The organism is Rhodoferax sp. (genome assembly GCF_030646845.1).
Classification (GTDB): Bacteria; Pseudomonadota; Gammaproteobacteria; order Burkholderiales; family Burkholderiaceae_C; genus Rhodoferax.
The window spans coordinates 77,895-103,831 of record NZ_JAUSLE010000076.1; the positions used below are offsets into that span (position 1 = coordinate 77,895).

Here is a 25,937-nt window from a genome sequence, read left to right on the forward strand (position 1 = left end):
TTGTCAGGCAGCAAGTTTGCCGCTGACGAAGTCAGCTAGCGAGCCCACGGTGGCAAAGGTTGAGCCATCGATGTCGTCATCGTCAACGGTCAGGCCAAACTGATCTTCAAGGGTGGTAATGAGCGTAACAACTGCCATCGAGTCCAACTCAGGGATGGCGCCCAACAAGGGTGTATCACGGGCAAACGCGGCCGAGCGGCCCTGCAGACTCAGGACTTCGTCAAGAACACGAAGCACTTCTTTTGTAACATCCAATTCAAACTCCCTTGGGGCAAGTTACCCGAATCAGAACATTTTAGGGGCCAATCCCTCATGGGGGCTGTGAGATACTTTTCATTCACAGGCATTATTTCCGTCGGCGCTGTTTTCTTTGAATATTCATGATCGAATCCACACTCTTGCCCGAATTGATAGGTCTGACCGCCGAGCGCATGCCGCAAGCGCGTGCGCTGACCAGTGGCGCATCGTCTCTGAGTTACGGTGAGTTGAGCGCCGGCGTCAGCCAGTTTGCTTCTGGTCTGATGGGCTTGGGTCTGGAGCGTACGGAGCGAGTGGCAATTTATCTCGAAAAGCGTTTCGAGACCGTCATTGCCAGTTTTGGCGCGCCGGCGGCTGGCGCGGTTTTTGTGCCAGTCAATCCGTTGCTCAAGCCCGAGCAGGTGGCCTTCATTCTGCGCGACTGCAATGTTCGCGTGCTGGTGACGTCGCCAGAGCGTCTTGCCCTGATGAAGGACGTTCTGGGCGAATGCCATGACCTGCGCCATGTAGTGGTCACCGATTCTTTGACCCCGTCAGCCCAAGCGGTCACAACCCTCACAGGCCCATTGGCGTTGGTTGCCTGGAGTGACTTGCTCAGCAGCCCAGCCCGGCCCGGGCACCGGGTGATTGACGTCGACATGGCCGCCATCCTCTACACATCGGGCAGCACCGGCAAACCAAAAGGGGTGGTGCTGTCGCATCGTAATATGGTGGCGGGTGCCAAGAGCGTGGCGTCTTACCTTGAGAACAACCGAGAAGACACGATGCTGGCGGCACTGCCGCTGTCGTTCGACGCGGGTTTCAGTCAGCTGACCACCGCATTTCATGTGGGGGCCCGGGTGGTGCTGCTGAACTACCTGATGCCGCGCGATGTACTCAAGGCGATGGAGCGCGAGGGCGTGACCGGATTGACGGCCGTGCCGCCCTTGTACATCCAGTTGGCGCAGCTGGAGTGGCCCGCCGCCATCAATGAGAAGCTGCGCTATTTCGCCAACACTGGGGGGCGCATGCCACGTGACACGCTGAACACGCTGCGTCAGCGGGTGCCCAAAGCGAAACCGTTCCTGATGTATGGCTTGACGGAAGCTTTTCGATCCACCTACTTGCCGCCGGAGGAGGTTGACCGGCGCCCTGATTCGATTGGCAAGGCCATCCCCAATGCGGAAATTCTGGTGTTGCGCGAAGACGGGTCGCCCTGCAGCCCGGAAGAACCGGGTGAGTTGGTGCATCGCGGTGCCCTGGTTGGCATGGGTTACTGGAACGATGCCGAGAAGACCGCCGAACGCTACAAGCTGCTGGCGTCCGATGCGCCGGGCAGGCAGCCGGGCCTGCAGTTGCCCGAGTACGCGGTTTTCTCCGGTGATACGGTGCGTCGGGATGCAGAAGGGTTCTTGTACTTCATTGGCCGACGCGATGAAATGATGAAGACCTCCGGTTACCGGGTGAGCCCCACCGAGGTGGAAGAAATCTTGTATGCGACCCAACTGGTGGGGGAGTGCGTGGCCTTTGGTGTGGAGCATCCTACCTTGGGACATGCTATACATGTGATAGCTACTAAGGCAATAGGGTCGGGGGCTAGAGGCCTAAATGACTTGATGATTGAATGCCGTAGCCGCATGCCCGCCTACATGGTGCCAGCAGGTATTGAGATCGTTGCAGGACCATTGCCGCGAAATCCGAATGGCAAGATCGACCGCAAACTGCTATCAACCGACTGGGTGGCTCGCCATGCCCCGTAGCCGCACCCTTTCAACCTGAAATTCAAAGCCGAAGCAAACCTATGTCCGTCACTGAACGTCAGCTCCCTGTGCATGCCCCCATGAATCAGTTCGCCGTGAGCGAGGGGGAGTTGGTGGTCGGCGGCGATCGTTTGTCGCGGCTCGCCGCGCGGGTGGGGCAAACCCCTTTTTATGCCTACGATCGCGGGCTGCTGCGTGCCCGGGTGGCCGAGTTGCGCAACGTGCTGCCTCAGGGCGTCAAGCTTCACTACGCCATGAAAGCCAACCCTATGCCGGCGGTTGTGGGCTTCATGGCCGGCTTGGTGGACGGCATTGATGTCGCCTCGGCGGGAGAACTGAAGGTCGCGCTGGATGCCGGTGCCAACCCGCTGGAAGTCAGTTTCGCCGGGCCAGGCAAGCGCGATGCCGAGTTGCGGCAGGCGGTGGCATCGCGCGTGCTGATCAACCTCGAATCGTTTCGTGAAGTGACCGCGCTGGAGGCGATCTCCGGCGAGTTGGGGCTGCCGGCCCGCGTGGCAGTGCGTGTCAATCCGGACTTTGAGCTCAAAGGTTCGGGCATGAAGATGGGCGGAGGCCCCAAGCAGTTTGGCGTGGACGTGGAGCAGATGCCCGCGCTGCTGGCCGACATCGGGCGCGCCGGCCTGGCCTTTGAAGGGTTTCATCTATTCGCCGGTTCGCAGAATTTGCGTTCGGAATCGATCTGCGAAGCGCAACAAAAATCCTACGAACTGGCAGTACGGTTGGCGATGGACGCACCTTCGCCGGTGCGTTTTCTGAACCTGGGTGGCGGCTTTGGCATTCCGTACTTTCCGGGGGAGCAACGATTGGATTTGTCGCCAATTGGCGACAACCTGGCCAGGCTCGCCCAGCGCGCGCAGGCCGAGCTGCCCGAAGCCGCATTCGTGATTGAACTGGGCCGCTACCTGGTCGGAGAGGCCGGTGTCTATGTGGCGCGCATTGTGGATCGCAAGGTCTCGCGCGGGCAGGTGTATCTGGTGGCAGACGGCGGGCTGCATCACCATTTGTCAGCGTCCGGCAACTTTGGGCAGGTGGTCCGGAAAAACTATCCCGTGACGATTGGCAACAAGGCCGATTCGCTGGACAAAGAAACCGTCTCCGTGGTCGGACCCTTGTGCACCCCTCTGGATCTGCTGGCTGACCGCATGACCTTGCCTGTGGCGCAGGTCGGTGATTTGGCGGTGGTGTTCCAGTCGGGTGCCTATGGCGCCAGTGCCAGTCCGCAGGGGTTTCTGGGGCATCCGGCGTGCGTAGAGGTTCTTGTCTAGAGGCTTTTTGCTTTGTTGCTTGGTCGCCATGACAGCTTGTTTCAAGGCAGGTCACTGAAATCCCTTGTCTGGCTGCTCGTAGCCCTGGGCGGCTTCTCTGCAGGGGCTGCGCTGGCCTGGCACCATCCCTTGTGGCCGATGGCGACGTTGGCGGTTTTTTGGCTCTGGTGTCTCATGGTTGTGTGGCGCCCTGGCGTCTGGCTCTTTGTGGTGCCGGCCTGTCTGCCGTTCCTGAATTTTTCGCCCTGGACAGGATGGCTCATTTTTGAGGAGTTCGACATCCTTTTGTTCGGGGTCCTCGCGGGAGGCTATGGCCGCCTGGCCTGCTCCTCCTGGTCGGGAGGCGGGACAAGAATGTCTGCCGCCCTGTGGGGTCTGATGTCCTTGCTGGGGGGGGCGAGCCTGTTGGCGCTGCACCGCGGGTTCTCGGATGCCGGTGGCTTTGTCTTTGACTGGTTCGCCGGGTACACCGATGCGCTGAACAGCTTGCGTCTGTTCAAGAGCATGGGCTTTGCGCTGCTGTTTCTCCCTTTGCTGCAGCAGCAACTGGTCCATTCCAGGACGCTTGCGAGTCAGCGCCTGGCGACCGGCATGGTGGCTGGGCTGACCGTGGTCTCACTGGCGGTGCTGTGGGAGCGTGCGGCATTTCCCGGGCTGCTGGACTTTTCGACCAACTACCGCACGGTCGGACTGTTTTGGGAAATGCATGTAGGGGGCGCTGCGATCGATGGTTATCTGGCGTTGACAACGCCTTTTGTCGCCTGGGCTCTGGTCACTACACGTCGCCCGGTGGTATGGGCTGCTGCTGCCGCTCTGGCCTTGTTGACAGGCTATGCCTGCCTGACGACCTTTTCCCGCGGCGTCTACCTTGCTGTTGCGGCCCCCTTGGTGCTGCTGGCATGGTTGTTGTGGGCGCAAAGGCATGACCGTCATGCCTCGACGTTTTTTGGTCCAATGTGGCGACGGCACAGCGCTGAGGGCTGGCGTTTCAAGGCCGGCCTCATGTTGATGCTGGCCCTGACGGCAGAAGTGGCGGCGGTACTGGGGGGAGGTTCGTTCATGGCGGAGCGGCTGGCCAGCACAGACCGTGACCTGGGTAGCCGCGCCACACATTGGCGGCATGGTCTCGCTCTGCTGGATGGACCCGCCGACTGGCTACTGGGTAAGGGGCTGGGCCGCTTGCCGGCGAACTATGCCGCGCAAGTTCCTCAAGGTGAATTATCGGGCGAGGTGCAGGTGCGCAATGAGCAGGAGCCGGGACGGATCCCGAATGGGTTTGTGACGATCCGAGGGCCGTTGACCACAAGAACGCTAGGAGGCCAATTTGCCTTGACGCAACGTGTGGGTTCCGATTTCGCCGGACGACACCGTGTCAGTCTGGATGTTCGGGTTCAGAAGGAAACCGATATCCATCTGGAGTTGTGCGAACGGCACATGCTGTATGACGGAAGCTGCCAGTCAGCATTCGTTCGGATCTTTCCAGGCAAGGCGTCATGGCAAACCCTTGTCTTGCCGCTTAAAGGACCGGCTCTGGCCGGCGGTACCTGGTATGCGCCTCGCATGGACGTGTTCGCGCTGTCGGTTATCAACGCCGGTGGAGTTGCCGATTTCGACAATGTGAGGCTTATTGGGCCAGATCGGAATCCATTGCTTGCGAACGACAGCTTCTCCAGAGGACTGGCGCACTGGTTCCCCGCCGCGCAGTCCTATTTCCTCCCTTGGCATATAGACAATTTGCTTCTGGAGGTGCTGATTGAGAAGGGGGGCATCGGATTGCTGCTTTTTGCCACGCTGATGGTCTCTGTCCTATGGCATCTGATTTTCGGACGAGCCCGGGCGGCGGCATTGTCCCCTTACCTGGCCGCGTCGTTGTGTGCGGCCCTGCTGGTTGGGTTGGTGAGCAGTTTGATGGATGTGCCCAGAGTGGCCTTCCTGCTGTATCTTCTGGCGTTTTTTTCCATTCAAACTGTGGAAGAAGTCACATGACTTCACTTTGAAACGACTGTTACGACGTGTACCATGAGCCGGGTATCTACTTGGTCCTGAGCCGTGTATAGGGGTTGCCTGTAGAAAGGAAAGCCTGCGACGGGTTATTCTCGTTTTTGTGACAAAGATCAATTTGTTGCAGATTGTTCGATGCAGACTCGATGCTGAGTCAGGGATTGTGGAGTTTGAACGTGATAAGAATTTTCAATCATTATTTTCATAAGCGTACGCTTATGCAAATCTTTTTTGATCTTGGTCTGGTGATTGTTACGGTGCTGGTGTCCATCCTGTCCCAAGTGGCGCATCCGGCTTCGGTCTCGTCTGTTGTCTTGAGCACATCGTTCTTGTTGGGCGTCAGTATTCTGGTTATTAATGCGGGTCTGGGTTTCTACCAAAGGGTTCACAGCCGCACATTGGGTCAGACGCGGGCCCGCGCTGTGTTGTCCTTGTGTCTATCTCTGCCCCTGGCCTACGGTATTTTTCGCCTTTCGCCTTTCAGATTGGAAGATGGCAAGGCGTTCATGTTGGCGCTGATGGCGGGCTTGATCCTTATGCTGATGCACCGGGTTTATGTGACCCACGCCACGCCGAGAGCCCTGATGCGACAGCGCGTGTTGATATTTGGCACCGGTGCCCGTGCCAAACTGGTTGGTAGAACGCTGAAGAAGTCAGATCCCAACGTCGATCTGGTAGGGTATTACGCCAGTCCCAATGAGGTTGAAGCAGAGGTTTCGACAAGGGGGCTTTTGTTGCCCGAAAAGTCGCTGACTGACATTGTGATGGATGAGCAGGTGGACGAGATTGTGATCGCGTTGTCAGAGCGCCGTGGCGGCAGCATGCCTTTGCGGGAACTGCTGGATTGCAAGCTGCGTGGTGTGCGGGTGGTCGATATCGCAACCCATTTCGAAGAAACCTTGGGTCAGATCCGGCTTGACTCAGTGTCTGCGGGCTGGCTGATTTTTGGTGATGGATTTGAACAAGGTCTGGTACGCACCATAGTCAAGCGTCTGTTTGACATTGTCTGTGCCACGGTGTTGCTTGTGCTGGCGTTGCCCATCATGCTCGTGACTGGGATCTTGATTCTTTTGGAGAGCGGAGGGCCCATTTTGTACCTTCAGGAACGCGTGGGCCTGAATGGACGAATTTTCAATGTGGTGAAATTTCGCAGCATGCGCACAGACGCTGAAAAGGACGGGCAACCACGGTGGGCCTCAGCGGGGGACGACCGCATCACGCGGGTTGGCCGGGTCATTCGTAAGCTGCGAATCGATGAATTGCCTCAACTGTTCAGCGTGCTTGGCGGTGATATGAGCTTGGTGGGGCCGCGTCCGGAGCGGCCTTATTTTGTTGACAAACTGACGCAAGAGATTCCTTACTACGCAGTGCGGCAAAGTGTCAAACCCGGCGTAACCGGGTGGGCGCAGGTGCGTTACCACTATGGCGCTTCAATTGAGGATTCGGCAGAAAAACTGCAGTACGACCTTTATTATGTCAAGAATCACACTCTGTTTCTTGATCTTGTCGTTCTTTTTGAGACGGTGGGTGTCGTCCTAATGGGCAAAGGGGCTCAGTAATATGGTTTTGACTACGGTTGTGGGGGTGTTCCAGTGCCGCAGTTTTTGAGCCATGGATAGCGGCAATCTTGTTCTGACCGCTTGGGGCTATGGCTTGGTGGGCTTGGCCTATTCTGTTTTTGCGCTGCGGCTGCTTCAACTTGGCTACTTGCCCAACGCGCGTGAGCCTTCCAAAACGACGATGCTCGCGGCGGTGACATGCAGCGCCTTGTGGGGATGGTTTGGGTTGGCTCTTCTGGTGACGGGCAAACCGCTGTTTCTGTTGCTCAGCAGCCTGGCTGACGTGCTCCGGTACGGTTGCTGGTATGCCTTTTTGTTGATGTTGCTTCGATCAGATCGAGCACATGGCAAACCCGCTGGTATGGCCTCGATGGTGCCAATTGCTGCAGCGATGACGGGCTTTGGGCTGCTGGCGATCACTTTCGCTGCACTGCGCGTCAACGTTTTGGGAGACACTTCAAAACTGCTGCTGTTCAGCTCAATGGCCTTGCCGGTTTTTGCGATGGTGTTGCTCGAACAGGTGTTCCGAAATGTCGCCGAAGATTCCCGCTGGAACATCAAGCCCTTGTGTCTTGGGCTGGCCGGTGCATTCATGTTCGACCTGTATTTGTTCTCAGAGGCGGTTTTGTTCCAACGCCTTGATGGAGATGCCCTCAGCATTCGGGGGGCGGTGCATGCTTTGATCGTGCCCCTTTTGGTGCTTTCAAGCACAAGGCGCAGCGACTGGATTGCGAAAATTCGCCTTTCGCCCAAGGCGGCTTTTCATTCAGCAACCCTGCTCATCGCGGGCATTTATCTGGTCTTCATCTCAGGTGTTGGCTACTACGTACGGTACTTTGGCGGCGAATGGGGGCGCGCACTTCAGTTGGCTCTCGTATTCCTGGCCTTGATCGTTCTGATGATTTTGGCATTGTCCGGCTCTGTGCGTGCCAAGCTCCGGGTGTTCCTGGGCAAGCACTTCTTTCGCTACCGCTTTGACTACCGCGAGGAGTGGCTGAAATTTACGCGCACCTTGTCGGCCAAGAATTCGCCGCAGGAAATGGGCCAGCAGGTCATTCGAGGCTTGGCGGACATGCTGGAGAGTCCAGCAGGGGCGCTTTGGATGAAGACCAAGGGAGAGGCTGCATTCAGTCAGACGGCTCGCTGGAATCTCGCACAAACCCTGGAAAAAGAAGACGCCAACTCGCCACTGTGCGAGTTCATGACGTCCAGCGGTTGGGTGATCAATTTGGAAGAGTACAGGTCATACTCTCGACGTTATGGGCAATTGAAACTGCCAACCTGGTTGCAGGAACTCGCGAAGGCGTGGCTTGTGGTGCCGCTTATGGTGGGGGAGGAGCTCATTGGCTTCGTGGTGCTGGCCAGCGCACGTACGCGTGTTGATGTGAACTGGGAAGTCAATGATTTGCTGAAAACGGCCGGCCAGCAGGCGGCCAGCTTTTTGGCGCAGATGCAGGCCACCGAAGCACTGCTGGAAGTACGCAAATTTGACGCGTTCAATCGCATGTCCGCCTTTGTGGTGCACGATTTGAAAAACATCGTGACGCAACTCTCGCTCATGATGAAAAACGCCAAGCGCCTGGGCGACAACCCGGAATTCCAGCAGGACATGCTGATGACGGTTGAGAATTCCCTGGACAGAATGCGGCAGTTGATGCTGCAGCTGCGCGAGGGGGCCACGCCGCCAGGGACCGCATTTGGGGTAAATCTGGGCGGGATTATTCAACGCATTGAAGCTGTCGCGGCAGGTCGGGGCAGATCTCTCGAAGTCCAGTTGCTGGACGCCGTCGATGCGCGCGGTCACGAAGAGCGACTGGAGCGAATCATCGGTCATGTTGTGCAGAATGCTTTCGATGCCACCGATCCTGGCGGACGAGTTTGGCTCCAGCTGGATCGTTCGGGTGGTCAGGCCAGAATTGTGGTGGGCGACACGGGACAGGGCATGTCACAGGATTTCATACGGGATCGCCTGTTCAAACCCTTTCAGACCACAAAACAAGCCGGAATGGGGATTGGTGCTTATGAAAGCTTTCAGTATGTCCAGGAATTGGGGGGGCGAATTGAGGTTGACAGCGAATTGAACAAGGGAACGACCGTCACAATACTCCTGCCATTGTTTGAAACCAAGAAGGAATCCGACCTTCACTCGCTGGAAGCTGCATGACATCCGAAAAAACGCGTTCTCTGCTAATTGTTGAAGATGACCTGGCCCTGCAGAAGCAAATCAAATGGTCGCTTGACCGGTTTGACTCAGTGACCGCGCATGATCGGGAAAGCGCTTTGCTGCAATTGCGGAAAAGCACGCCTGCGGTCGTCACGATGGACTTGGGGTTGCCGCCCGACGCGGACTCGGTGTCCGAAGGATTCAGGCTGCTTGAGCAGATCATGGCGTTTGACCCAGACATCAAGGTGATCGTTCTTACGGGACAAAACGATCAAGCCAATGCCTTGCGTGCTGTCGCCATGGGTGCTTATGATTTTTTCGCGAAGCCGTTCGAGCCGGAGTTGCTCAACCTGACCGTTGAGCGCGCCTTCAGATTATTTGAGCTGCAACGAGAGAATCGTCGCCTGCAGGCAATGCATCAACCCGATGCCTTGGCGGGTTTGATGACACGCGATCCGGAGATGCTGCGCGTCTGTCGCACCATTGAGAAAGTCGCGAGCAGCAACGCTACGGTCATGCTGCTTGGCGAGAGCGGCACGGGCAAGGAGGTACTGGCGCGCGGTCTGCACCAGTCTTCACCCCGGCGGGCGGAGAAGTTTGTTGCCATCAACTGCGCTGCCATTCCGGAGAACCTGCTGGAGAGTGAGCTGTTTGGTTACGAAAAAGGGGCTTTTACCGGCGCTGCAAAAATGACGCTGGGAAAAATCGAAATGGCCAATGGCGGCACCCTGATGCTGGATGAAATTGGGGATTTGCCTTTTCCATTGCAGGCCAAGCTGCTGCGATTTTTGCAGGAGAGAACGATTGAACGCGTCGGGGGACGGCAAGAAATACCAGTGGATGTCCGAATTGTTTGTGCGACGCACCAGGACTTGAATGCCCTGAGCAAGGAAGGTCGATTCCGTGAGGATTTGTATTACCGGCTGGCTGAAATCGTCGTCAAGATTCCACCGTTGCGTGCCCGCGTAGGCGATGCGGCACTACTGGCGCATGCGTTCGTGCGGCGCTTTGCACAAGAACAAAACAGGTCCTCCATGACGCTCAGCGAAGACGCTGTCAGGGCAGTTGAATCACACCCGTGGCCAGGCAACATCCGCGAACTGGAAAATTGCATCAAGCGCGCCACCATCATGGCAGATGGCAGCCAGATTTCCAGCGAAGATGTGGGCCTGAAAAGCACGGCTCTGGACGAGGTCGACCATTCACTTGACCTGCGTGTGATTCGTGACAACGCAGAAAAACGGGCGATTATTGCCGCGCTTGGGCGCGTGAACGGCAATATGGTCAAAGCGGCTGAGCTGCTCGGCGTGAGCCGGCCCACGCTTTACGATTTGATGCACCGGCTGGGTTTGAAGTAGCAGGTTGTGTCCTTAAATTCTGTTTCAGGGAATCAAAATATGAACGCCAAATATTCAAAGCCTCGCATGGCGATGTCAGCCTTGCTCATGTCATTGCTTCTCGCAGCTTGCGGCGAGAAGCCGGAGACGATGCTCGCTTCCGCCAAGGACTATTTGGCGAAGAACGACAGTAAGGCTGCAGTCATCCAGATCAAGAATGTGCTGCAAAGCAATCCGGACTCGGCCGAAGCACGTTTCTTGTTAGGTAGCGCGCTTCTTGACGGCGGTGATCCCGTTGGTGCTGAAACGGAACTGCGTAAGGCCCTGGATTTGAAGCATCCGCAGGATTTGGTGGTTCCGAAATTGGCCAAGGCATTGTTGGCGCAAGGGCAGACGAAGAAGCTGACAGATGAGTTCGCCAAGGTTGACCTGAGCGAGGCGTCCGCCAAAGCAGGCCTCCAGATGTCGCTTGCAGTTGCGTATTCAACGCAGGGCAAGTCGGAGCTTTCACAAGGAGCGTTGAACGCTGCTTTGCTGGCGCAGCCAGGGTATGCGCCCGCTCTGATTGAGCAGGCACGACAAAAGGCCGGGCAACGCGATTTTGATGGCGCGCTGGCGCTGGCCGATGAGGTGATTGCCAAGTCTCCGGGGAGCTATGAGGCCTGGAAGCTCAAAGGCGACATTTTGTTGTATGCAAAGAATCAACCCAGCGATGCATTGCTTGTCTATCGCAAAACAGTTGAAATCAAACCGGATTTTCTGCCAGGACATGCCGCCGTCATATCGATGTTGCTGCAACAAGGCAATCTGACGGACGCGGCGGCCCAACTGGAGCAATTGAAGAAGTTTTCGGCGAATCACCCGCAGACCAATTACCTTGCGGCCCTGTTGGCATTTCAAAAAAAGGATTTCAAATCCGCAAGGGAGTTGGTGCAACAGGTTCTGAGGACTGCCCCAACGAACATACAAGGTTTGCAGTTGGCCGGTGCCGTGGAGCTTCAACTCAATTCACTCCTGCAGGCGGAAGGCTATTTGAGCAAGGTCGTGCAGGCCGTACCCACGCTTGTGCTGGCGCGTCGGTTGCTTGTCGTGACCTATCTTCGGTCAGGGCAGCCGGCCAAGGCGATGGCGACGCTGTTGCCTGGCCTGGAGAGGGAAAATGTCGACCCTGAACTGCTTTCAGTGGCAGGCGAGGTTTATCTGCAGAGTGGCGATGTCAAGAAGGCGGAGGAGTATTTTGCGAAGGCGGCTCAGCAGAGTCCCAAGGACGGCAGAAAACGGACATCCCTCGCGTTGACCCATTTGATGACCGGACCAGCCGATGTTGCTTTTGATGAGTTGCAGGATATTGCGTTGTCCGACACTGGGACCACTGCTGACCTCGCATTGATTAGCGCGCACTTGCGGCGTCAGGAGTTCGACAAAGCTTTGAAGGCGATCGACGGTCTTGAAAAGAAGCAGCCTGACAAGCCTTTGGCGGCGCATCTGAGGGCCAGAACCCTGCTGGCCAAGAAAGACATTGCCGGTGCGAAAAAGAGCTTTGAGCGCGCGCTGGAGATTGATCCGGAATACTTCCCCGCAGTGGCCAGTCTGGCAGGGCTGGACATGGCCGACAAGAAGCCTGAGGATGCCAAGAAGCGATTCGAGGCGGTGTTGACCAAGAATCCCAAGAATGTCCAGGCTTGGCTGGCGCTTGCGGACATGGCATCAAGATCGGGGGCTGCCACAGAGGAGGTAGCCAAATTGGTCGGAAATGCGATCACAGCCAGTCCGACAGATGTGGCTCCACGTTTGTTACTGATTGATTTCTACCTGCGAAAGAAGGAGATCAAACTGGCGTCATCGACGGCCCAAAATGCAGTGGCTGCGTTGCCCGATTCGCCTGAGGTCCTGGATGCATTGGGCCGTACCCAACAGGCTTCGGGGGAATTCAACCAGGCCATTGCCACTTACAGTAAATTGGTAGTCATGCAGCCACTATCGCCGCAACCCCATATGCGCCTGGCTGAAACCCACTTGGGTGAAAAGAACAGGGAGGCTGCGGCCCAAAGCCTTCGAAAAGGGCTTGCGATCAAACCGGACTTGCTGGAAGCGCAGCGCGCCTTGATCGCGCTCGACCTGGAGGCGAAGAATTTTCAGGATGCAATGACGACGGCCCGTACGGTGCAGAAGCAACGGCCCAAGGAAGCGGCAGGCTATGTCCTGGAAGGCGACATCAACGCCTCGCAGAAAAACTGGGATAGCGCTGCAACAGTTTTTCGTGCCGGCCTGAAGCAGGTGAGTTCCCCTGAACTGGCATTGAAACTGCATGCTGTCTTGCTGGCCTCCGGGAAGCGCGCGGACGCAGACAAGTTTGCAGTCGCATGGCAGAAGGACAATCCCAAAGACACAGTCTTCCTAGCTTACCTGGGCGACCGTGCCATTGCGCGTCAAGACTACAGCATTGCGGAGAAAAACTATGCGGCGGTGGTCAAGCTGCAACCCAGCAACGCGGTCGCCTACAACAACCTTGCATGGGTCACCTCCAAACTGAACAAAGAGGGTGCCATCGCTTACGCCGAGAAGGCCAATGCCTTGGTCCCCAATCAGCCCGCCTTTATGGATACCCTGGCTGTGCTGCTGTCTGACAAAGGCGACTATCTGAAGGCGGTGGAGCTGCAAAACAAGGCGTTGGCCCTGCAGCCGGAGAATGCCTTGTTCAAGCTCAATTTGGCAAAAATTCACATCAAAGGTGGAAAAAAGGACTTGGCAAAGAAAGAACTGGACGATCTGACCAAGCTAGGTGACAAGTTTACGGGACAGGCTGAGGTGGCCAGTCTCTTGAAAACCTTATGAATCGATGTGTCGGGAAATTTTACACAGCTTGAATCTTGCTGACGACTCGGGACTGATGAACGGGGATAACTTCTTGCCAATCAATCACTTACACTTCAGGTGGGCTTGTGGCTCGAAAATTGCTGGACTTGGATTGAAACGGTTCTTGGTGTAATACGGCAGTTGGCCAAGTGGATGATTTCAGGAAGAGTGTCACGGTGTTGGCGAGTAGTCGCACGGTAGATTTGACTAAGCGGTTGTGCGTGGGTCGAAGCTCCAGAATTTGAAGTAGGTGGTGTTTCATGTTAGAAAATTCGAAAACTGAAGTCCAAAGTTCACATGACGGGTCAAGCGTAGAGTCGGGTTTGGCTCGACGGCGACTGATCCGTGCCGGGCTTGCCGCGACGCCTGTCATGTTTGGGTTGACGAGTCAGTCGGCGCTGGCAAACGACGTTTGTATCAAACCGTCGGCATTCTCGTCGCTTAAAGCCGCGAATATGAAACTCAGCCACAAGCCAAATCAAGGGTGGACTTGTTTTTCTCATGGCTACTGGAAGAACCACAGTCACCCAGCTCCCTATTCAGATAAAACGAAGTCTTTTTTCCTTACCAAACTTCTGGGGCCAGGAGAAGTTACAGCTGGTTTCACGAGCAATCCGGGGAACGAATATACAGGCAAAACCCTGCAACAAGTCCTTGAAATGAACGGAAACGCCAACGATACAACCGCTTTGGCGCGCCATGTAGTCGGCACTTTTTTGACGGCTGTTGCAAATGGGGACGACTCGACCAAAGTGTTGCTTACCACATGGCAATGCAAGCAGATTTGGGACAATCAAGGTAACTGGTCTCCCGTGGCGGGTCAGACTTGGACGATGGCAAATTGGCTTGAATATTTCGATTATGTCTACGGTGGTACTTGAGCGGTGACCGCAGTAACTCAAACTGACTTTCAGTGGTGCTGTAGTCGTTCAGCGGATTTTTCATTGCGTCAGTGGCCAGATGGGGCTGTTCTGTTTGATGACGCGGGCGGACAACTGAAGTGCCTGACGCCAGCTTCAGGTGCCGTCATGGCCTTGCTCATGGGGCGAATGCATTGGACCTCAGTTGAACTTGCTGAGGAGTTGATGGAAGACGCGCCGACCGATGATGATGTGAAATTGATTGAAAATGTCCTGCATCATTTTCAATCATTGAAACTCATTGATCGGTCTTAGCTTTGACTCGAACGACTGTTGCTTCCCTATCGCGGGGTGAGCTTGTACGGCGGCTTGCCCATGGCGGGATATGTCTCCGCCTCCCGCCATTTGTTTTCAGAGTGCAGAGCTCGATTCCAGTCGTCGCTGAGGGAATTGCTGCGCTTTATTCTGAATACGAGTGGTTTCCTGATGGAAGCGAGTTCTCGGACTTTCATGTCGCAGTGGTGAAAGGAAGACCATTCCCCAAGCCGCTTTGCGTATTTGAAATGGACGGTATGCAGCCGTTCACACCGTTGGCGGCCGGCGAGGCCTTTGCCTTTCTTGAATGGGGGTTGAACTGGTGTGTGACCAGCTATTGCCACACTTGGATCACTGTGCATTCCGCCGTGCTGGAGCGACACGGGCGCGTTCTCATCATGCCCGCCCCGCCGGGGTCCGGGAAAAGCACGCTCTGCGCGGCGCTTTTGCTGAATGGCTGGCGCCTGCTATCGGACGAAATGGCTTTGCTTGACCCTGCGACGGGTCTTGTGACTCCTTCCCCGCGACCGGTTAGCCTGAAGAACCAATCGATCGAAATCATCCGAAAACTTGCGCCCAGTGTAGTCATGGGTCCGGTTGCCTACGACACGATGAAGGGAAACGTGGCGCACATGCGGGCACCGGCTGACAGCTTGCGCCGGGCAGACGAAGCAGCGCTGCCTGCCTGGGTGGTTTTTCCTCGTTTTGTGGCCGATGCACCGGCCTCTTTGGAAGTTCGTTGCAAAGCCACGAGTTTCATGCAGCTCGCCGAAAACAGTTTTAATCAGAGCGTCCATGGGCGACGTGGGTTTGAGGCCTTGTCGGATTTGATTGGTCGTTGCGATTGCTACGATTTTTCGTATGGCCGACTGGACGATGCGATTGCTGTTTTCTCCAAATTGCCAATGCCCGAATGACATTGCCCTCAATCAAACTGCTGGTTGATGCACTGATGGAGCCCGTGAGTGTGACGGACTTGAGCATGCAGCAATGGGATCGTCTGATTCGTCAGGGCCGCAAGGCTGACATGCTTGCCCGCATTGCGGCCAATTGCCAGGCTGCCGGATTGATGGAGCAGCTCCCGGAGCAGCCCCGACGGCATCTTGAGTCAGCCGCCAATTTGGCACTTCGTCAGCAGCGTGAGCTCCGATGGGAGGTGCAACTCATCGAAGAGGCGATGGCGCGCACTGGCGTAGCGGTGGTGTTGCTCAAGGGCGCGGCGTATGCGATGGGTGGTCTGGCGGCTGCACGAGGACGGACGATGTCTGACATCGATATCCTTGTGCCACGTGATGCCTTGCCAGAAGTTGAGTCGGCATTGATGATGCGGGGTTGGGTATCTGAGGCGAAATCTGCCTACGATCAGCGCTACTATCGGACCTGGATGCATGAGCTGCCGCCCATGCGGCATTTTCAACGCGGAACGGTTATCGATGTTCATCATGCGATTGTCCCAATTTCGTCTCGTTCCCATCCGAGTTCGCACTCCCTTCTTGCTTCGGCACGTCCCGTCCACGCCGATAGCACGGTAAAGTCGCTGGCGCCGCCGGACATGCTGTTGCACAGTGCGTCGCATCTGTTCCATGAAGGGGAGCTTGATCAGGGATTTCGTGGCATCGTCGATATTGACAGTCTGCTGCGGGAGTTTGATGGCCAGGATGCTTTCTGGCAGACCCTTGTCCCACGAGCCATTGAGCTGGAGCTTGTGCGGCCACTGTTTTACGCGTTGAGATACGCAGCGCTCATGCTTGCCACGCCGATGCCAGCGGCAGTGATAAAGACAATCAGGAGCGCGCCAGGAGCCCCAACTTCACCTGCTCACTTGGCGGTGATGGATGCCTTGTTTCTGCGTGCACTGAGACCAACCCATGCAAGCACATCCGACGGTTGGACACCGTTGGCAAGGTGGCTCCTCTACTTGCGTGGGCATTGGCTGCGCATGCCGCCCTGGCTTTTGATTCGGCATTTGGGACGCAAGCTGGTCGTTCGTGCCAGGGTGCAGGATGCGTGAGATTCGGATCACGGGCTGGAACCTGATTTCCAGTTAAGGAAATTCTGGATTAACCGCGCCATTTCCTGCGGAACTAACGATTTGCTATCAAATATGTAGCGAATTAGGCTTTGAATTTAAGGCCTAACGGCAAGATCAGGCTGCTTTCGCGCTGCGGCGCCGTGCAGCCATCAAGCCGAGGACTCCCGCACCAAGCAGGGCAAGAGAGCCAGGTTCTGGGACTTGGGTTGTATCCTTGCTGGCAAAAGACATAATTTTCATGTAGTCCGAAACGCTGTCAAGTGAGCTTCCACCGTAGCCGCTGTTATAGGCGCTGATGATCCACCAACTCGAACTGACATTCCCCGAATTCACGGTGCTAACAATGTCGTTATTTCTGGTGTCAGGGGAAAGAGTTCCACCCGCATTCGAATAATTTCCAATCAAACTCCAAGACGAAGCCAAGGTTCCGATTGTTTTTCCCGCAATCTTGTCACTGCCCGTATTGTTGGGAGTTCCGGGCCCATTCCAGGCAAACAAGGAGAAATCCGCATCGCCTTGGGTCCAGCCCAAGGTAATTTTGTCCAACGCCACCGACTGGTCAAATCTAAAAGCGATCAATTCCGTCCGACCGTAGTTGTCCATTGCGTGTTCTGGCGAGGTCGTTGATTCACTCCCATACGCCACCCCTAAACCAGAACCAGCATATCGAAACAAATTCGCACCATTAAAAGTCGAGCTCACCGCATATGCGTATGCATGGACGCTGTTTCCTGCTGAGCCACAACCCGTACCTGCGGACTGCAATGTGCTGACTGTGCAATTGCCAACAGCCCAAGTTGAGGCTGCGTAAATGGGTAGTGCCATCATCGCAGCTGCACAAAGAACCAGACTCCGGGCGACATTCGTAGATATGGTGGTTTTCATGGTCTTGAACCTCAAAAATAACAGCGCTCTTCAGAGGGGTTATGACGGTCAGCGCTATTCTTCTCGGCATCATGCGAGATTCGTGCCAAATGAGTTTTTACTTATGTTTCAATGAGTTACATTTCACTTAACATGCAGGAGAATTCGTTCTGTAAGAAATGTCGACACATTTGAACCGCATGTGCCGCTATTTGACAGCCTTCATCAGCACTGCGGCATCTGCAGAACTCTCAAACACCGCGCCGCTTGTCAATGCCGCTTCAAGCTCTTCGCGGGCTTCAGTTTTGCGACCAGTCTGCGCCAACACCACCGCCAAGTGGTAGCGAATCTCGGGGTTGCCGGGGTCGCGTAGCCGGGCATCGCGCAGGAGCTGCAGGGCGCGGTCGGTTTGGCCCCCTTGAAACTGGGCCCAGCCCAGGGTATCGATGGCGTTGGGGTTGTTGGGGTTCTTGGTCACGGCCAGCTCCGCAATCCTGACAGCGCCCGGATCTTTCAGCCGCAACAACACATTGGCCAGGTTGTTCAAGGCCTCACCGTCATCCGGTGTGATTCTGATCAGGTTTTCGTACGACGCCCGTGCCAGCAAAAAATTTCCGCCTCGTGCATGGGCGTCGGCCAGTGCTCTCTGGGTGCGGGCGTCTGTGGGGTGGGCCTTCATCCATTGCTCAGCTAGCTGCACAGCAGGTTTGCCGCCGTCCTGGCTTGCCAGTGTGCGAAACAGTCGCAGCAAAGTCTCCGTCGATGGCTCAAGTTGATGGGCGCGGCGGTAAGCGTCCAGCGCCGCAGGGGTCTGTCCCCGGGCTAGGGCCACGTCGCCCAGCAGACTATGACCAATGGCGCGTTTCGGATTTTTCGCAATAATATCGCGCGCGCGTTTTTCCGCTTTGGCGGGCTCTGCCTGGCGCAATTCCACCTCTGTCATTAAGGCCATGGCGGGCAGAAAATCGGGTTGACTGGAGAGTGCCTTTTCCAGACTATAGGCCGCGCCCGGCACGTTCTGCGCAGTCAGTTGCAGCGCGGCGATTTGGAGCTGCAACCCTGGGTTGTAGTCGGCAACCCGGGTGGCGCTGGCCAAGGTGCTCTTCGCGCCGGGACTGTTGCCACTTGCCAGTTGCGCTTTGGCATAGGCCAGCAGCACGGACAGGTCATGCGGCGCCTTGCCAGACACCTGCTTGGCCGCTTCCAGCGCCGGGCCGGGACGGCCATTGCGCAGGTGAAAATCAGACAATGCCAGCCCCCAACGGACTTCCTTTGGGCCAGAGAGGTCGTTGGCTTTTTCCAGCCAGCGCTGCGTCTCGGCGGCTTGGCCTAGTCGGTCCGACAAGGTCGCCATCTCAAATATGGCCTCTGTGTTTTTTTCGTCTGCCTTGAGAATGGCGGCAAGACGGATAGCGGCCGCGTCATAGGCCTTATTGGTTATGTCCAGACGCGCCAGGTTGATCTTGGGTGATATCAGGCCGCTGTCGAGCTTGACTGCTTGGTCAAACGCAGCTTTGGCGCCCGTCAGGTTTCCAGCTTGCCCTTTGGCGAGTCCCAGGAGATTGAAAAAACTGGCATTGGAGGCCTGTTGTTTCACCAGGCCTTCAGCAACTGCCACTGCCTTGGCGGCCTGCCCACTGCGCAGATACAGACCAACCAGGGCGGCGCCTGCCTGGGTCTGGCGGGGGTCTTTCTTGTAAGCGGCTTCCAGTTCTGCCATCCCATGACTCGCCTGACCGCTGCGGATCAGGCTCAAACCGAGTACGGTACGAAATTCGGGTGCGTCTTTGGTCTTCAGCGCTTGCTGCATCAAAGCCGTGGCGCGTGCATGTTGACCCTTGGACATGAGTGCCGAGCCCAACAGTGTCATCGCCTGACCATCGGCGGGGTTTGATTTCAAATAGGTTTCCAGGACTTCGATGGCGCGGTCAGTGCTGGATTCGCCCAAGTAGATCTGCGCCAGCAGTTTGGACGCCGGCGAGTTGCTTTGCGACTTCTGGAATACCTCCAGGTATTGCTTTGCCTTTTCGCGCTCACCGAGGCCAAAGTGGGCCAGTCCATTGAGCATCAGCAGTTGAGGGCGGTAACGGATGAAATCGATGGGCACCGGGTCAATCAGCCCAACCAGGTCTTTCAGCGCTTTGCTTGCGAGCTCGGGTTTGTTGTCGCGCTCAGCCAGCAACGCCTGCAGATAGGACGCTCGTGGCTCGTTGGGTGCAATGCGCTTCAGTTCCTCCACATCCTTGGCCGCGTCGGGCTGGCGGCCGAGGTCCAAGTACAGGCCGGCGCGGGCCACGCGCGCTTCCACGTGCGTGGCATCGAGTTTGATAGCCCGGTCGTAGGCGGAAAGTGTGCTTGCCAGATCCCCCGACACGTGCGCCACGGAGCCTTTCTGGTACCAGGCTTCAGCGAAGTCGGGCGTGAGTGCCAGTGCGCGTTCAGCCGCCGCGCCAGCTTCGCTAAATTGGCGTGAGCGGATGCGTATCGGAATTTCAGCCAGCCAGACCGCGGCCAGTTTTGGATCAATGGCACGGGCCTCATCAACCGCCTTCATGGCGCTACGTACATCGCCAAGATCAGCGCTGGCGGCGGCGCGAAGCAGCAGAAGCTGCAGTTGCACGCCCGAAGGCAAACCGGCCAGGTTGAACTGCTGCTGCTCAAAGATAAGATTATGTTTGCCTTGGGCCATAAAGGCCTGCCCCAGCGGGACCACGACTTCTGCGCGATTCACGCCCAGGCGGAGGGCTTCCGTCAAGGCGACCTCTGCCGCCACCACATCGCCGTTTTGCAGCAAGGCCTTGCCGAGCAGCATTTGCACCGGCAGCATGTTTTTGTCAATTTGCAGTGCGTTTTTCAGCTGAATAATCGCGCCGGTGAGGTCTTTTTTCTCGTAGCGTCCCAAGGCGTCCTCGTAATACTTGGACGCTTTGCTGTCTGCAGCCCAGGATTCATAGGGGGCAAAGACTACGAACGAAGTAACCAAAGCGAGGGCGAGGGCCCGAACTTTGGCGTAGTGGACAAGCCGGGGGGTGATGGTGGCAGACATAGATGACTCGGACAGTGCAATGATGCGTTCGTGCGTTCAATATGAGTGTATGTTACGAGACCAGATGCGCAGCCTCGATGCACCGAATCCAAACCATAACGGGTGGCAAGGCCGCATAATTGAGTGGCTCATCGAGTATGAAAATCATGGAGGGTGAACAAATGAAATCGAAGCTAGTTCTTCTCGTTCCTATTCTTGCTGGCGTTTTTTTTGTCGGGTCTGTCAGGGCTGACATCTCCAGCACGATTACCAAAGTCAAGCCGTCGGTGGTCATTGTAGGAACCTACAAGAGCACAAACAGTCCGCGATTTTCCCTCAGGGGCACCGGTTTCGTCGTGAGCAATGGAAGTGTGGGTGGAAGCAATCTGGTCATCACCAACGCGCATGTCCTTCAACAACCGGCTGAACAGGATGTTGAGGCGGCTTTGGTCATTCAGCTCAGGGTGGGCAATAGTGAGGTTCAGATGCGACCCGTCACGGTGCTCGAAGTGGACAAACTTCATGACCTGGTTTTGTTGCGTTTTGACGGCCCGCCAGCACCGTCGCTCAGTGTGCGTGATTCGAGCGCCGTTCAAGAGGGGCAAGCCATTGCCTTCATGGGGTTTCCAATCGGGGGAGCTCTTGGTTTCTCGCCCGTGACGCACCGTGGCATGGTTTCTTCCATTGCCGCGGCTGCTCTGCCCACACCTTCCGCCCAGCAACTCAATGAAAAAACGATACGCAGCTTGCGCGGCGGGAGCAGTTTCGATGTCTTTCAGCTAGATGGAACGGCTTATCCCGGAAACAGTGGCGGCCCCTTGTTTGATCCAGAGACGGGCGAGGTTCTGGGCGTTGTCAATATGGTCTTTATCAAGGGGACGCGGGAGTCCGCTTTGACGAACCCGTCGGGGATCAGCTACGCAATTCCATCGGGCTTTGTTCTGCAATTGCTGCAAAGAGGCAAGGCTAACTGATATTGAATTCAGGGATTGGACCGCTCAGTCTTGCAGAAAACGGGTGGCATTGTCCAAGTCTTCATGGGTTGTGCCAGATTTGAGCACACCGACGAGTTTTCGCCAGGCCAGATCTGATTCAGCCAGTTTGAATCCATAGAAGCCGTAGGAGCCCTTGTGATTGCCACGAACTACCATGGCTTTCACGACTGATTTCTCCTCGCTCCCCAGTCGAACGCTGGCTGCGCCCCAAACGTTTCCAGGCAAGGGTGTCTTGGAGTTCGCCAGAAAACCATCATCGGAAAACTCAACCACGCTTAGCGCGTAGACAGCTGTCTTTCCATCGGTAGTGACAGAAAAACTACCGGGGCATTTGAGTGAGTACCGCTGATGCTTGCGCTGACGGACACGGAAGGTTGACTCGGAAAAAACCGGCGGCAGTACGCGTTGGTATTCCGGCAAGTTGTAGATGGAATGGAGCAGACCCTTCTCCCGGTCATCTAGATCCTGAAAAGTGTGGGTGCGCTCGTTGAAGAAGTAGTCGAGCAGGTCCGGAGTCATCACAGGATCATTCGTCGTGAAGTAGCGCCGACCTGGCATGACAATGTTTCGCAATCGGGTTCGCAGGAAATATAAGTACAGATTCTTGCGTCTCGGTTTTTTTCCATAAACCCGTTTGAAAATCTCAGGCGCTACGTGCAAGTCAAGAGAGGCCCCTACAGCAGGCGCTCCATTTGCGAAATCGTAGTTATCAACCGAGTTCTCCGTCAGTCTTTCAAAGAACAAGAGAGACTCGTACATTTCAATCCGGTTGGGATTGACTGCGATCACAAGATGGCGGGTATCAAAGTAAGTGGTGCAATATTCATACATGAATTTCATCAGCGGAAACAGAATGGTTCCCCCTGTTTTCCGAAATTTTGGATGCACCGCAAGCGCAGATACTTCAGCGACTCTGCCCTTTTTCTCACGAACGTCGTGCAGGTCAAAAATGGACTGTAAGGGAAAACCGAAAACACTTTCGCGAATCAGCGATAACGTTCCTACAACCTCGCCATCGAACTTGGCGCAGAGCGTGGTGGTGGTGGGCAGGGCATGGTAGATGGTGGCACGCATGCCTGATGGATCGGGCTTCATGAACCCGCTGCCAACATAAGCATCATGAAGAAGCCTGAAACAGGCCTCCAGTTCTTCCTTCGTTTCAGCTATCTTGAGCACCAGGCGTTTGTCGGGTTTGGGATCGCAGTCAACAAAGGACCGGTACACCGCAAACCGAAAGGCTCGCGGAAAGAAAGAAAATACTTTCCGAAGTGTTTGATGCAAATGTCTTTTTGCACCGGATGCCCGGGAATTTCTCATTCAGCTTCTTGTAGCGTTGTCGCTTTGTCTGTTCGGCCAAAAATTGGGTGACATGGCGTTTTCATGGTCACTTGTACTTTATTGCATGACATGGACATTGACGTTTGACAAGGCGGACATCTAACGCCCATAGACATCGTCAAACCGGACAATGTCGTCTTCACCCAGATAGGCACCTGATTGCACCTCGATCATTTCCAGCGGCACCCGCCCGGGGTTCTCCAGACGATGGGTCGTGCCCAGCGGAATAAAGGTCGACTCATTCTCTGACAAAAGGAACGTATTGTCACCTCGCGTCACTTTGGCGGTACCGCTCACCACAATCCAGTGCTCGGCGCGGTGGTGGTGCATTTGCAGGGACAGTGTGCCGCCTGGTTTGACAACGATGCGCTTGACCTGAAAACGCTCTCCGGCGTCCACGCTGTCATACGAGCCCCAAGGACGAAATACCTTGCGATGTATCTGCCCCTCGTTTCGCCCGGCCAGCTTCAGTTGGTCGACGATCTTCTTGACGTCTTGTGTCTGGTCCTTGTGAGCCACCAGAATGGCATCCGCAGTCTCCACCACGACCAATTCGTTCACGCCCACACAGGCAATGAGCCGGCTCTCCGAAAAAGCGAGCGTGTCATGACAGTCTTGCAGCAGCACATCACCTTGAGTGACGTTGCCGGATGCGTCTTTCGGGAGTACCTGCCAGAGCGCGTCCCATGCGCCCACGTCGGACCATCCTGCGGTGAGTGGAATGACTACCCCGGGCGGGAGCGAGGCGGAAGCTGCATCGGAACTGGATGCGCTTGCGGCGATCCGCTCCATCACCGCGTAGTCGATGGAGTCGCTGGGGCACTTGGCAAACGCTTCCTTGCCAACTCGAACAAACTCGGCGTCCGTGGAGCCCTGGTCCCAGGCGGTTTGGCAGGCCGCCAGGATGTCGGGTCGACAAGCACCAATGGCCGTCAGCCAGACCGATGCACGCATCATGAACAGGCCGCTGTTCCACAGGTACGAGCCCGCATCCAGATAGCTCTGCGCCGTCGGCAGGTCCGGCTTTTCCACAAAACGGGCGATCAACCGGGCCGGGGCCCCGTCTGCCTTGCTTGAGTGTCCCGGGTAGGCCGCGCCCGACTGGATGTAGCCATAGCCGGTTTCCGGGGCATCGGGCGTGATGCCAAAGGTGACCACTGCACCATCGGCCGCCAGCATCGCGCCCTGGCCGACCACACGCCTGAACGCGGCCGTATCGGTGATCACGTGGTCAGCTGGCATGACCAGCAAAACCGGGTCTGCTCCGTTTTTGATAGCGGCAAAGGCAGCCAGTGTGAGGGCTGGTGCCGTATTGCGACCGGTTGGCTCAAGCACGATGGTGCCGGGCTTGCCCAGCAGGCGCAACTGCTCGGCGATGACAAAGCGATATTCCTCGTTGCACACCACCATGGGGGGCGCCAGCTCGGCGCCAGCGATGCCCTCGACCCGCCGGATGGTGGCTTGCAGCAGGGAGTCTTCGCCAATCAGTGGCAGCAGCTGCTTGGGGTATTTCTCGCGCGACAGGGGCCACAGGCGGGTACCGGAGCCGCCGGACAGGACAATGGGTTGGATCAACATGGGATGCGCAATCTCAAATCAAAAGAGTGAAACAATCAGTTGCAGTTGTCATGCCCTGGCATCGCCCCAGCGCAGCTGCGCGGTGTCGTCACCGCGGTACAGCGTGTCGCCGTGCCGGTCGACGCAGTAGTCGGGCGAGACAATCATCTCGCTGAATCGCATGTCAGCGGCGATGCGGGTGTACTCGAACAGAATGCTGCGCACCACCTTGGCGCCGGTTCGAATATGGCTGCCATGGCCGATCCACGCCGGCCCCGTAATGGTTGCGCCAGGCTCTATTCGCACGCTGGAGCCGATGTACACCGGCCCTTCAATCGTGACCTCGTCCCACGGAATGGAGGTATTGAGTCCGACCCAGATGCCAGGCTTTATCTCCCGCCCCGGTATCTGCATCTGGGCTACTTCCCCCCGTAGCACCCGCTGCAACACAGACCAATAGTCGCTGACCCGGCCAATGTCGATCCATTTGAATGGACGGTTCTGGGCAAAGAAGGGCAGATTCTGCTCGACCAATTGCGGGAACAGTTGCGAGCCAATGTCATAAACCTGGCCGGGGGGCACCAGGTCCAGCACGGCGGGCTCGAAAATATAAATACCGGTGCTGGCCAGGGTCGACTTGGCTTCTGAGGGCTTGGGTTTTTCCTGAAAGGACAGAATGCGCCCGTCAGGCGCCGCCACCACGATGCCATAGGCCTGCACCTCGGCCAGTGGCACATCGAGGGCGACCACGCTGGCGATGGCGCCCTTCGCCTTGTGCTCGGCCAGCGCGGCGGTGATATCCAGATCAATGAGCGCATCGCCGCATAACACCAGGGTGGTGTCATCAAAGAAGCCACCAAAGTCCTGAATGCGCCGCATGCCGCCGGCCGAGCCCATGGGGCGGGGCAGGATGTCGCCATGGTCGCGAACGCCCTCGTATGAGTAACCAATCTGGACACCCCAGCGGTGGCCGTCGCCAAAGTATTCTTCAATCTTTTGATGGTGCCAAGCCACATTGACCATGATCTCGGTGATGCCGTGGCGCGCGAGGTGCTCAATCAGGTACTCCATGACCGGTTTGCCCAGCACGGGCACCATTGGTTTTGGCAGGTCGTTCGTCAGAGGACGCACGCGGGTACCTTGACCGGCCGCCAGAATCATTCCCTTAGCCATACTTGACTCCATCCCAGGTATTCATCTTTATCGTTCCTTGCAGGCCTCAAATTCAGTCGATCGCGTAACCGGTGGGGTTGCCGCTTTGCCAGCGCCACGCGTCCGCACACATGGCATCCATCCCGCGTTCTGCGCGCCAGCCCAGCAACGCCAAAGCCTGGGTGGGGTCAGCGTAACACGCGGCTATGTCGCCGGCCCGTCGTTCAGCCAACTTGTAGGACACCGGTTTGCCGCTGGCCTTCTCAAATGCTCGCACCATGTCCAGCACGCTGTAGCCGGTCCCCGTCCCCAGGTTGACGGCCAGGCACTCGGCCTGTTTTTTAAGTCTGTCCAGGGCCTTGAGGTGTCCCAAAGCCAGGTCCACCACATGAATGTAGTCGCGCACACCGGTGCCGTCGGGTGTGTCGTAGTCGCTGCCCCAGACATTCAGGAACTCGCGTCGCCCCACGGCCACTTGCGCCACGAACGGCAACAGGTTGTTGGGCGTGCCTTGCGGGTCTTCGCCGATCAGGCCGCTGGCGTGGGCCCCCACCGGGTTGAAGTAGCGCAGGATGCCAATGTGCCAGGTGGGGTCGCTG

At 56.7% G+C, this 25,937-nt stretch carries 19 protein-coding genes; 12 read left to right on the top strand and 7 right to left on the bottom strand.

Features of this window, described 5'->3' with window-relative positions; genetic code table 11:
• Positions 1-3: 3 nt before the first annotated feature.
• Positions 4-255, bottom strand: a complete 252-nt coding sequence (locus Q7T10_RS19030) for an acyl carrier protein (RefSeq protein WP_304751220.1) — start codon at positions 253-255, stop codon at positions 4-6.
• A gap of 125 nt (positions 256-380) precedes the next feature.
• Here Q7T10_RS19030 and Q7T10_RS19035 point away from each other — a divergent pair, with 125 nt between their 5' ends.
• The 11 genes from Q7T10_RS19035 (at position 381) to Q7T10_RS19085 (ending at position 16,386) form a co-directional block, all read left to right on the top strand.
• Positions 381-1,997: an acyl-CoA ligase (AMP-forming), exosortase A system-associated gene (locus tag Q7T10_RS19035; protein WP_304751223.1), complete on the top strand. Its 1,617-nt coding sequence runs from the start codon at positions 381-383 to the stop codon at positions 1,995-1,997.
• 80 nt (positions 1,998-2,077) lie between these two features.
• Positions 2,078-3,283: a pyridoxal-dependent decarboxylase, exosortase A system-associated gene (locus Q7T10_RS19040; RefSeq protein ID WP_304751225.1), complete on the top strand. Its 1,206-nt coding sequence runs from the start codon at positions 2,078-2,080 to the stop codon at positions 3,281-3,283.
• A gap of 174 nt (positions 3,284-3,457) precedes the next feature.
• Entirely contained in the window at positions 3,458-5,269 is a 1,812-nt protein-coding gene (locus Q7T10_RS19045; protein WP_304751227.1) for a hypothetical protein, read from the top strand.
• A gap of 161 nt (positions 5,270-5,430) precedes the next feature.
• A complete protein-coding gene (locus Q7T10_RS19050) occupies positions 5,431-6,843 on the top strand; it encodes a TIGR03013 family XrtA/PEP-CTERM system glycosyltransferase (RefSeq protein WP_304751229.1) in 1,413 nt (470 codons plus the stop codon).
• A 52-nt stretch (positions 6,844-6,895) separates the two neighbouring features.
• Positions 6,896-9,007, top strand: coding sequence for an XrtA/PEP-CTERM system histidine kinase PrsK (gene prsK, locus Q7T10_RS19055; protein ID WP_304751231.1), 2,112 nt, complete (start codon positions 6,896-6,898; stop codon positions 9,005-9,007).
• A complete protein-coding gene (prsR, locus tag Q7T10_RS19060; RefSeq protein WP_304751233.1) occupies positions 9,004-10,365 on the top strand; it encodes a PEP-CTERM-box response regulator transcription factor in 1,362 nt (453 codons plus the stop codon). Before prsK ends, prsR begins: the two co-directional genes overlap by 4 nt.
• A 39-nt stretch (positions 10,366-10,404) precedes the next feature.
• Positions 10,405-13,179 carry an XrtA/PEP-CTERM system TPR-repeat protein PrsT gene (gene prsT, locus Q7T10_RS19065; RefSeq protein ID WP_304751235.1) on the top strand — a complete coding sequence of 925 codons (2,775 nt, stop codon included), beginning with the start codon at positions 10,405-10,407 and terminating at the stop codon, positions 13,177-13,179.
• Between the two features lie 281 nt (positions 13,180-13,460).
• Positions 13,461-14,081 (top strand): hypothetical protein, encoded by a 621-nt coding sequence (locus Q7T10_RS19070; RefSeq protein WP_304751237.1) that lies wholly within the window; start codon positions 13,461-13,463, stop codon positions 14,079-14,081.
• Positions 14,082-14,084: 3 nt separating this feature from the next.
• Positions 14,085-14,375, top strand: a complete 291-nt coding sequence (locus Q7T10_RS19075) for a hypothetical protein (RefSeq protein ID WP_304751239.1) — start codon at positions 14,085-14,087, stop codon at positions 14,373-14,375.
• A gap of 2 nt (positions 14,376-14,377) precedes the next feature.
• The gene (locus tag Q7T10_RS19080; RefSeq protein WP_304751241.1) at positions 14,378-15,292 is read left to right on the top strand and encodes an HprK-related kinase A; all 915 of its coding nucleotides are present in this window, start codon (positions 14,378-14,380) and stop codon (positions 15,290-15,292) included.
• Positions 15,289-16,386, top strand: a complete 1,098-nt coding sequence (locus Q7T10_RS19085) for a nucleotidyltransferase family protein (protein ID WP_304751243.1) — start codon at positions 15,289-15,291, stop codon at positions 16,384-16,386. The genes Q7T10_RS19080 and Q7T10_RS19085 overlap by 4 nt, the downstream gene beginning before the upstream one ends.
• A gap of 135 nt (positions 16,387-16,521) precedes the next feature.
• Here Q7T10_RS19085 and xdp1 read toward each other — a convergent pair whose 3' ends face one another.
• Together xdp1 and prsT (Q7T10_RS19095) are read right to left on the bottom strand one after the other, a co-directional pair.
• A complete protein-coding gene (xdp1, locus tag Q7T10_RS19090) occupies positions 16,522-17,292 on the bottom strand; it encodes an exosortase-dependent surface protein XDP1 (protein WP_304751245.1) in 771 nt (256 codons plus the stop codon).
• A gap of 187 nt (positions 17,293-17,479) precedes the next feature.
• Positions 17,480-20,317: an XrtA/PEP-CTERM system TPR-repeat protein PrsT gene (prsT, locus tag Q7T10_RS19095; RefSeq protein WP_304751247.1), complete on the bottom strand. Its 2,838-nt coding sequence runs from the start codon at positions 20,315-20,317 to the stop codon at positions 17,480-17,482.
• 137 nt (positions 20,318-20,454) lie between these two features.
• Between prsT (Q7T10_RS19095) and Q7T10_RS19100 the strand changes: the two genes are divergently transcribed.
• A complete protein-coding gene (locus Q7T10_RS19100; RefSeq protein ID WP_304751249.1) occupies positions 20,455-21,270 on the top strand; it encodes a serine protease in 816 nt (271 codons plus the stop codon).
• Between the two features lie 24 nt (positions 21,271-21,294).
• Here the strand turns inward: Q7T10_RS19100 and Q7T10_RS19105 are convergent, their stop codons facing one another.
• The 4 genes from Q7T10_RS19105 to Q7T10_RS19120 form a co-directional block, all read right to left on the bottom strand.
• Positions 21,295-22,608 carry a GNAT family N-acetyltransferase gene (locus tag Q7T10_RS19105; protein WP_304751251.1) on the bottom strand — a complete coding sequence of 438 codons (1,314 nt, stop codon included), beginning with the start codon at positions 22,606-22,608 and terminating at the stop codon, positions 21,295-21,297.
• A gap of 120 nt (positions 22,609-22,728) precedes the next feature.
• A complete protein-coding gene (locus tag Q7T10_RS19110; RefSeq protein WP_304751253.1) occupies positions 22,729-24,207 on the bottom strand; it encodes a mannose-1-phosphate guanylyltransferase/mannose-6-phosphate isomerase in 1,479 nt (492 codons plus the stop codon).
• 48 nt (positions 24,208-24,255) lie between these two features.
• Positions 24,256-25,359, bottom strand: coding sequence for an NDP-sugar synthase (locus Q7T10_RS19115; protein ID WP_304751255.1), 1,104 nt, complete (start codon positions 25,357-25,359; stop codon positions 24,256-24,258).
• A gap of 52 nt (positions 25,360-25,411) precedes the next feature.
• The coding region (locus Q7T10_RS19120) for a GDP-mannose 4,6-dehydratase (protein ID WP_304751257.1) at positions 25,412-25,937 on the bottom strand (526 nt) is incomplete at its 5' end.

Bases quoted from the DNA above. Each gene is read 5' to 3' on its own strand.
- Q7T10_RS19105 (WP_304751251.1), bottom strand. From the start codon at position 22,608: ATGAGAAATTCCCGGGCATCCGGTGCAAAAAGACATTTGCATCAAACA.
- Q7T10_RS19110 (WP_304751253.1), bottom strand. From the start codon at position 24,207: ATGTTGATCCAACCCATTGTCCTGTCCGGCGGCTCCGGTACCCGCCTG.
- Q7T10_RS19045 (WP_304751227.1), top strand. From the start codon at position 3,458: ATGGTTGTGTGGCGCCCTGGCGTCTGGCTCTTTGTGGTGCCGGCCTGT.
- prsT (WP_304751235.1), top strand. From the start codon at position 10,405: ATGAACGCCAAATATTCAAAGCCTCGCATGGCGATGTCAGCCTTGCTC.
- Q7T10_RS19070 (WP_304751237.1), top strand. From the start codon at position 13,461: ATGTTAGAAAATTCGAAAACTGAAGTCCAAAGTTCACATGACGGGTCA.
- xdp1 (WP_304751245.1), bottom strand. From the start codon at position 17,292: ATGAAAACCACCATATCTACGAATGTCGCCCGGAGTCTGGTTCTTTGT.
- Q7T10_RS19035 (WP_304751223.1), top strand. From the start codon at position 381: ATGATCGAATCCACACTCTTGCCCGAATTGATAGGTCTGACCGCCGAG.
- prsR (WP_304751233.1), top strand. From the start codon at position 9,004: ATGACATCCGAAAAAACGCGTTCTCTGCTAATTGTTGAAGATGACCTG.
- Q7T10_RS19050 (WP_304751229.1), top strand. From the start codon at position 5,431: ATGCTGAGTCAGGGATTGTGGAGTTTGAACGTGATAAGAATTTTCAAT.
- prsT (WP_304751247.1), bottom strand. From the start codon at position 20,317: ATGTCTGCCACCATCACCCCCCGGCTTGTCCACTACGCCAAAGTTCGG.
- Q7T10_RS19100 (WP_304751249.1), top strand. From the start codon at position 20,455: ATGAAAATCATGGAGGGTGAACAAATGAAATCGAAGCTAGTTCTTCTC.
- Q7T10_RS19040 (WP_304751225.1), top strand. From the start codon at position 2,078: ATGAATCAGTTCGCCGTGAGCGAGGGGGAGTTGGTGGTCGGCGGCGAT.
- prsK (WP_304751231.1), top strand. From the start codon at position 6,896: ATGGATAGCGGCAATCTTGTTCTGACCGCTTGGGGCTATGGCTTGGTG.
- Q7T10_RS19085 (WP_304751243.1), top strand. From the start codon at position 15,289: ATGACATTGCCCTCAATCAAACTGCTGGTTGATGCACTGATGGAGCCC.
- Q7T10_RS19115 (WP_304751255.1), bottom strand. From the start codon at position 25,359: ATGGCTAAGGGAATGATTCTGGCGGCCGGTCAAGGTACCCGCGTGCGT.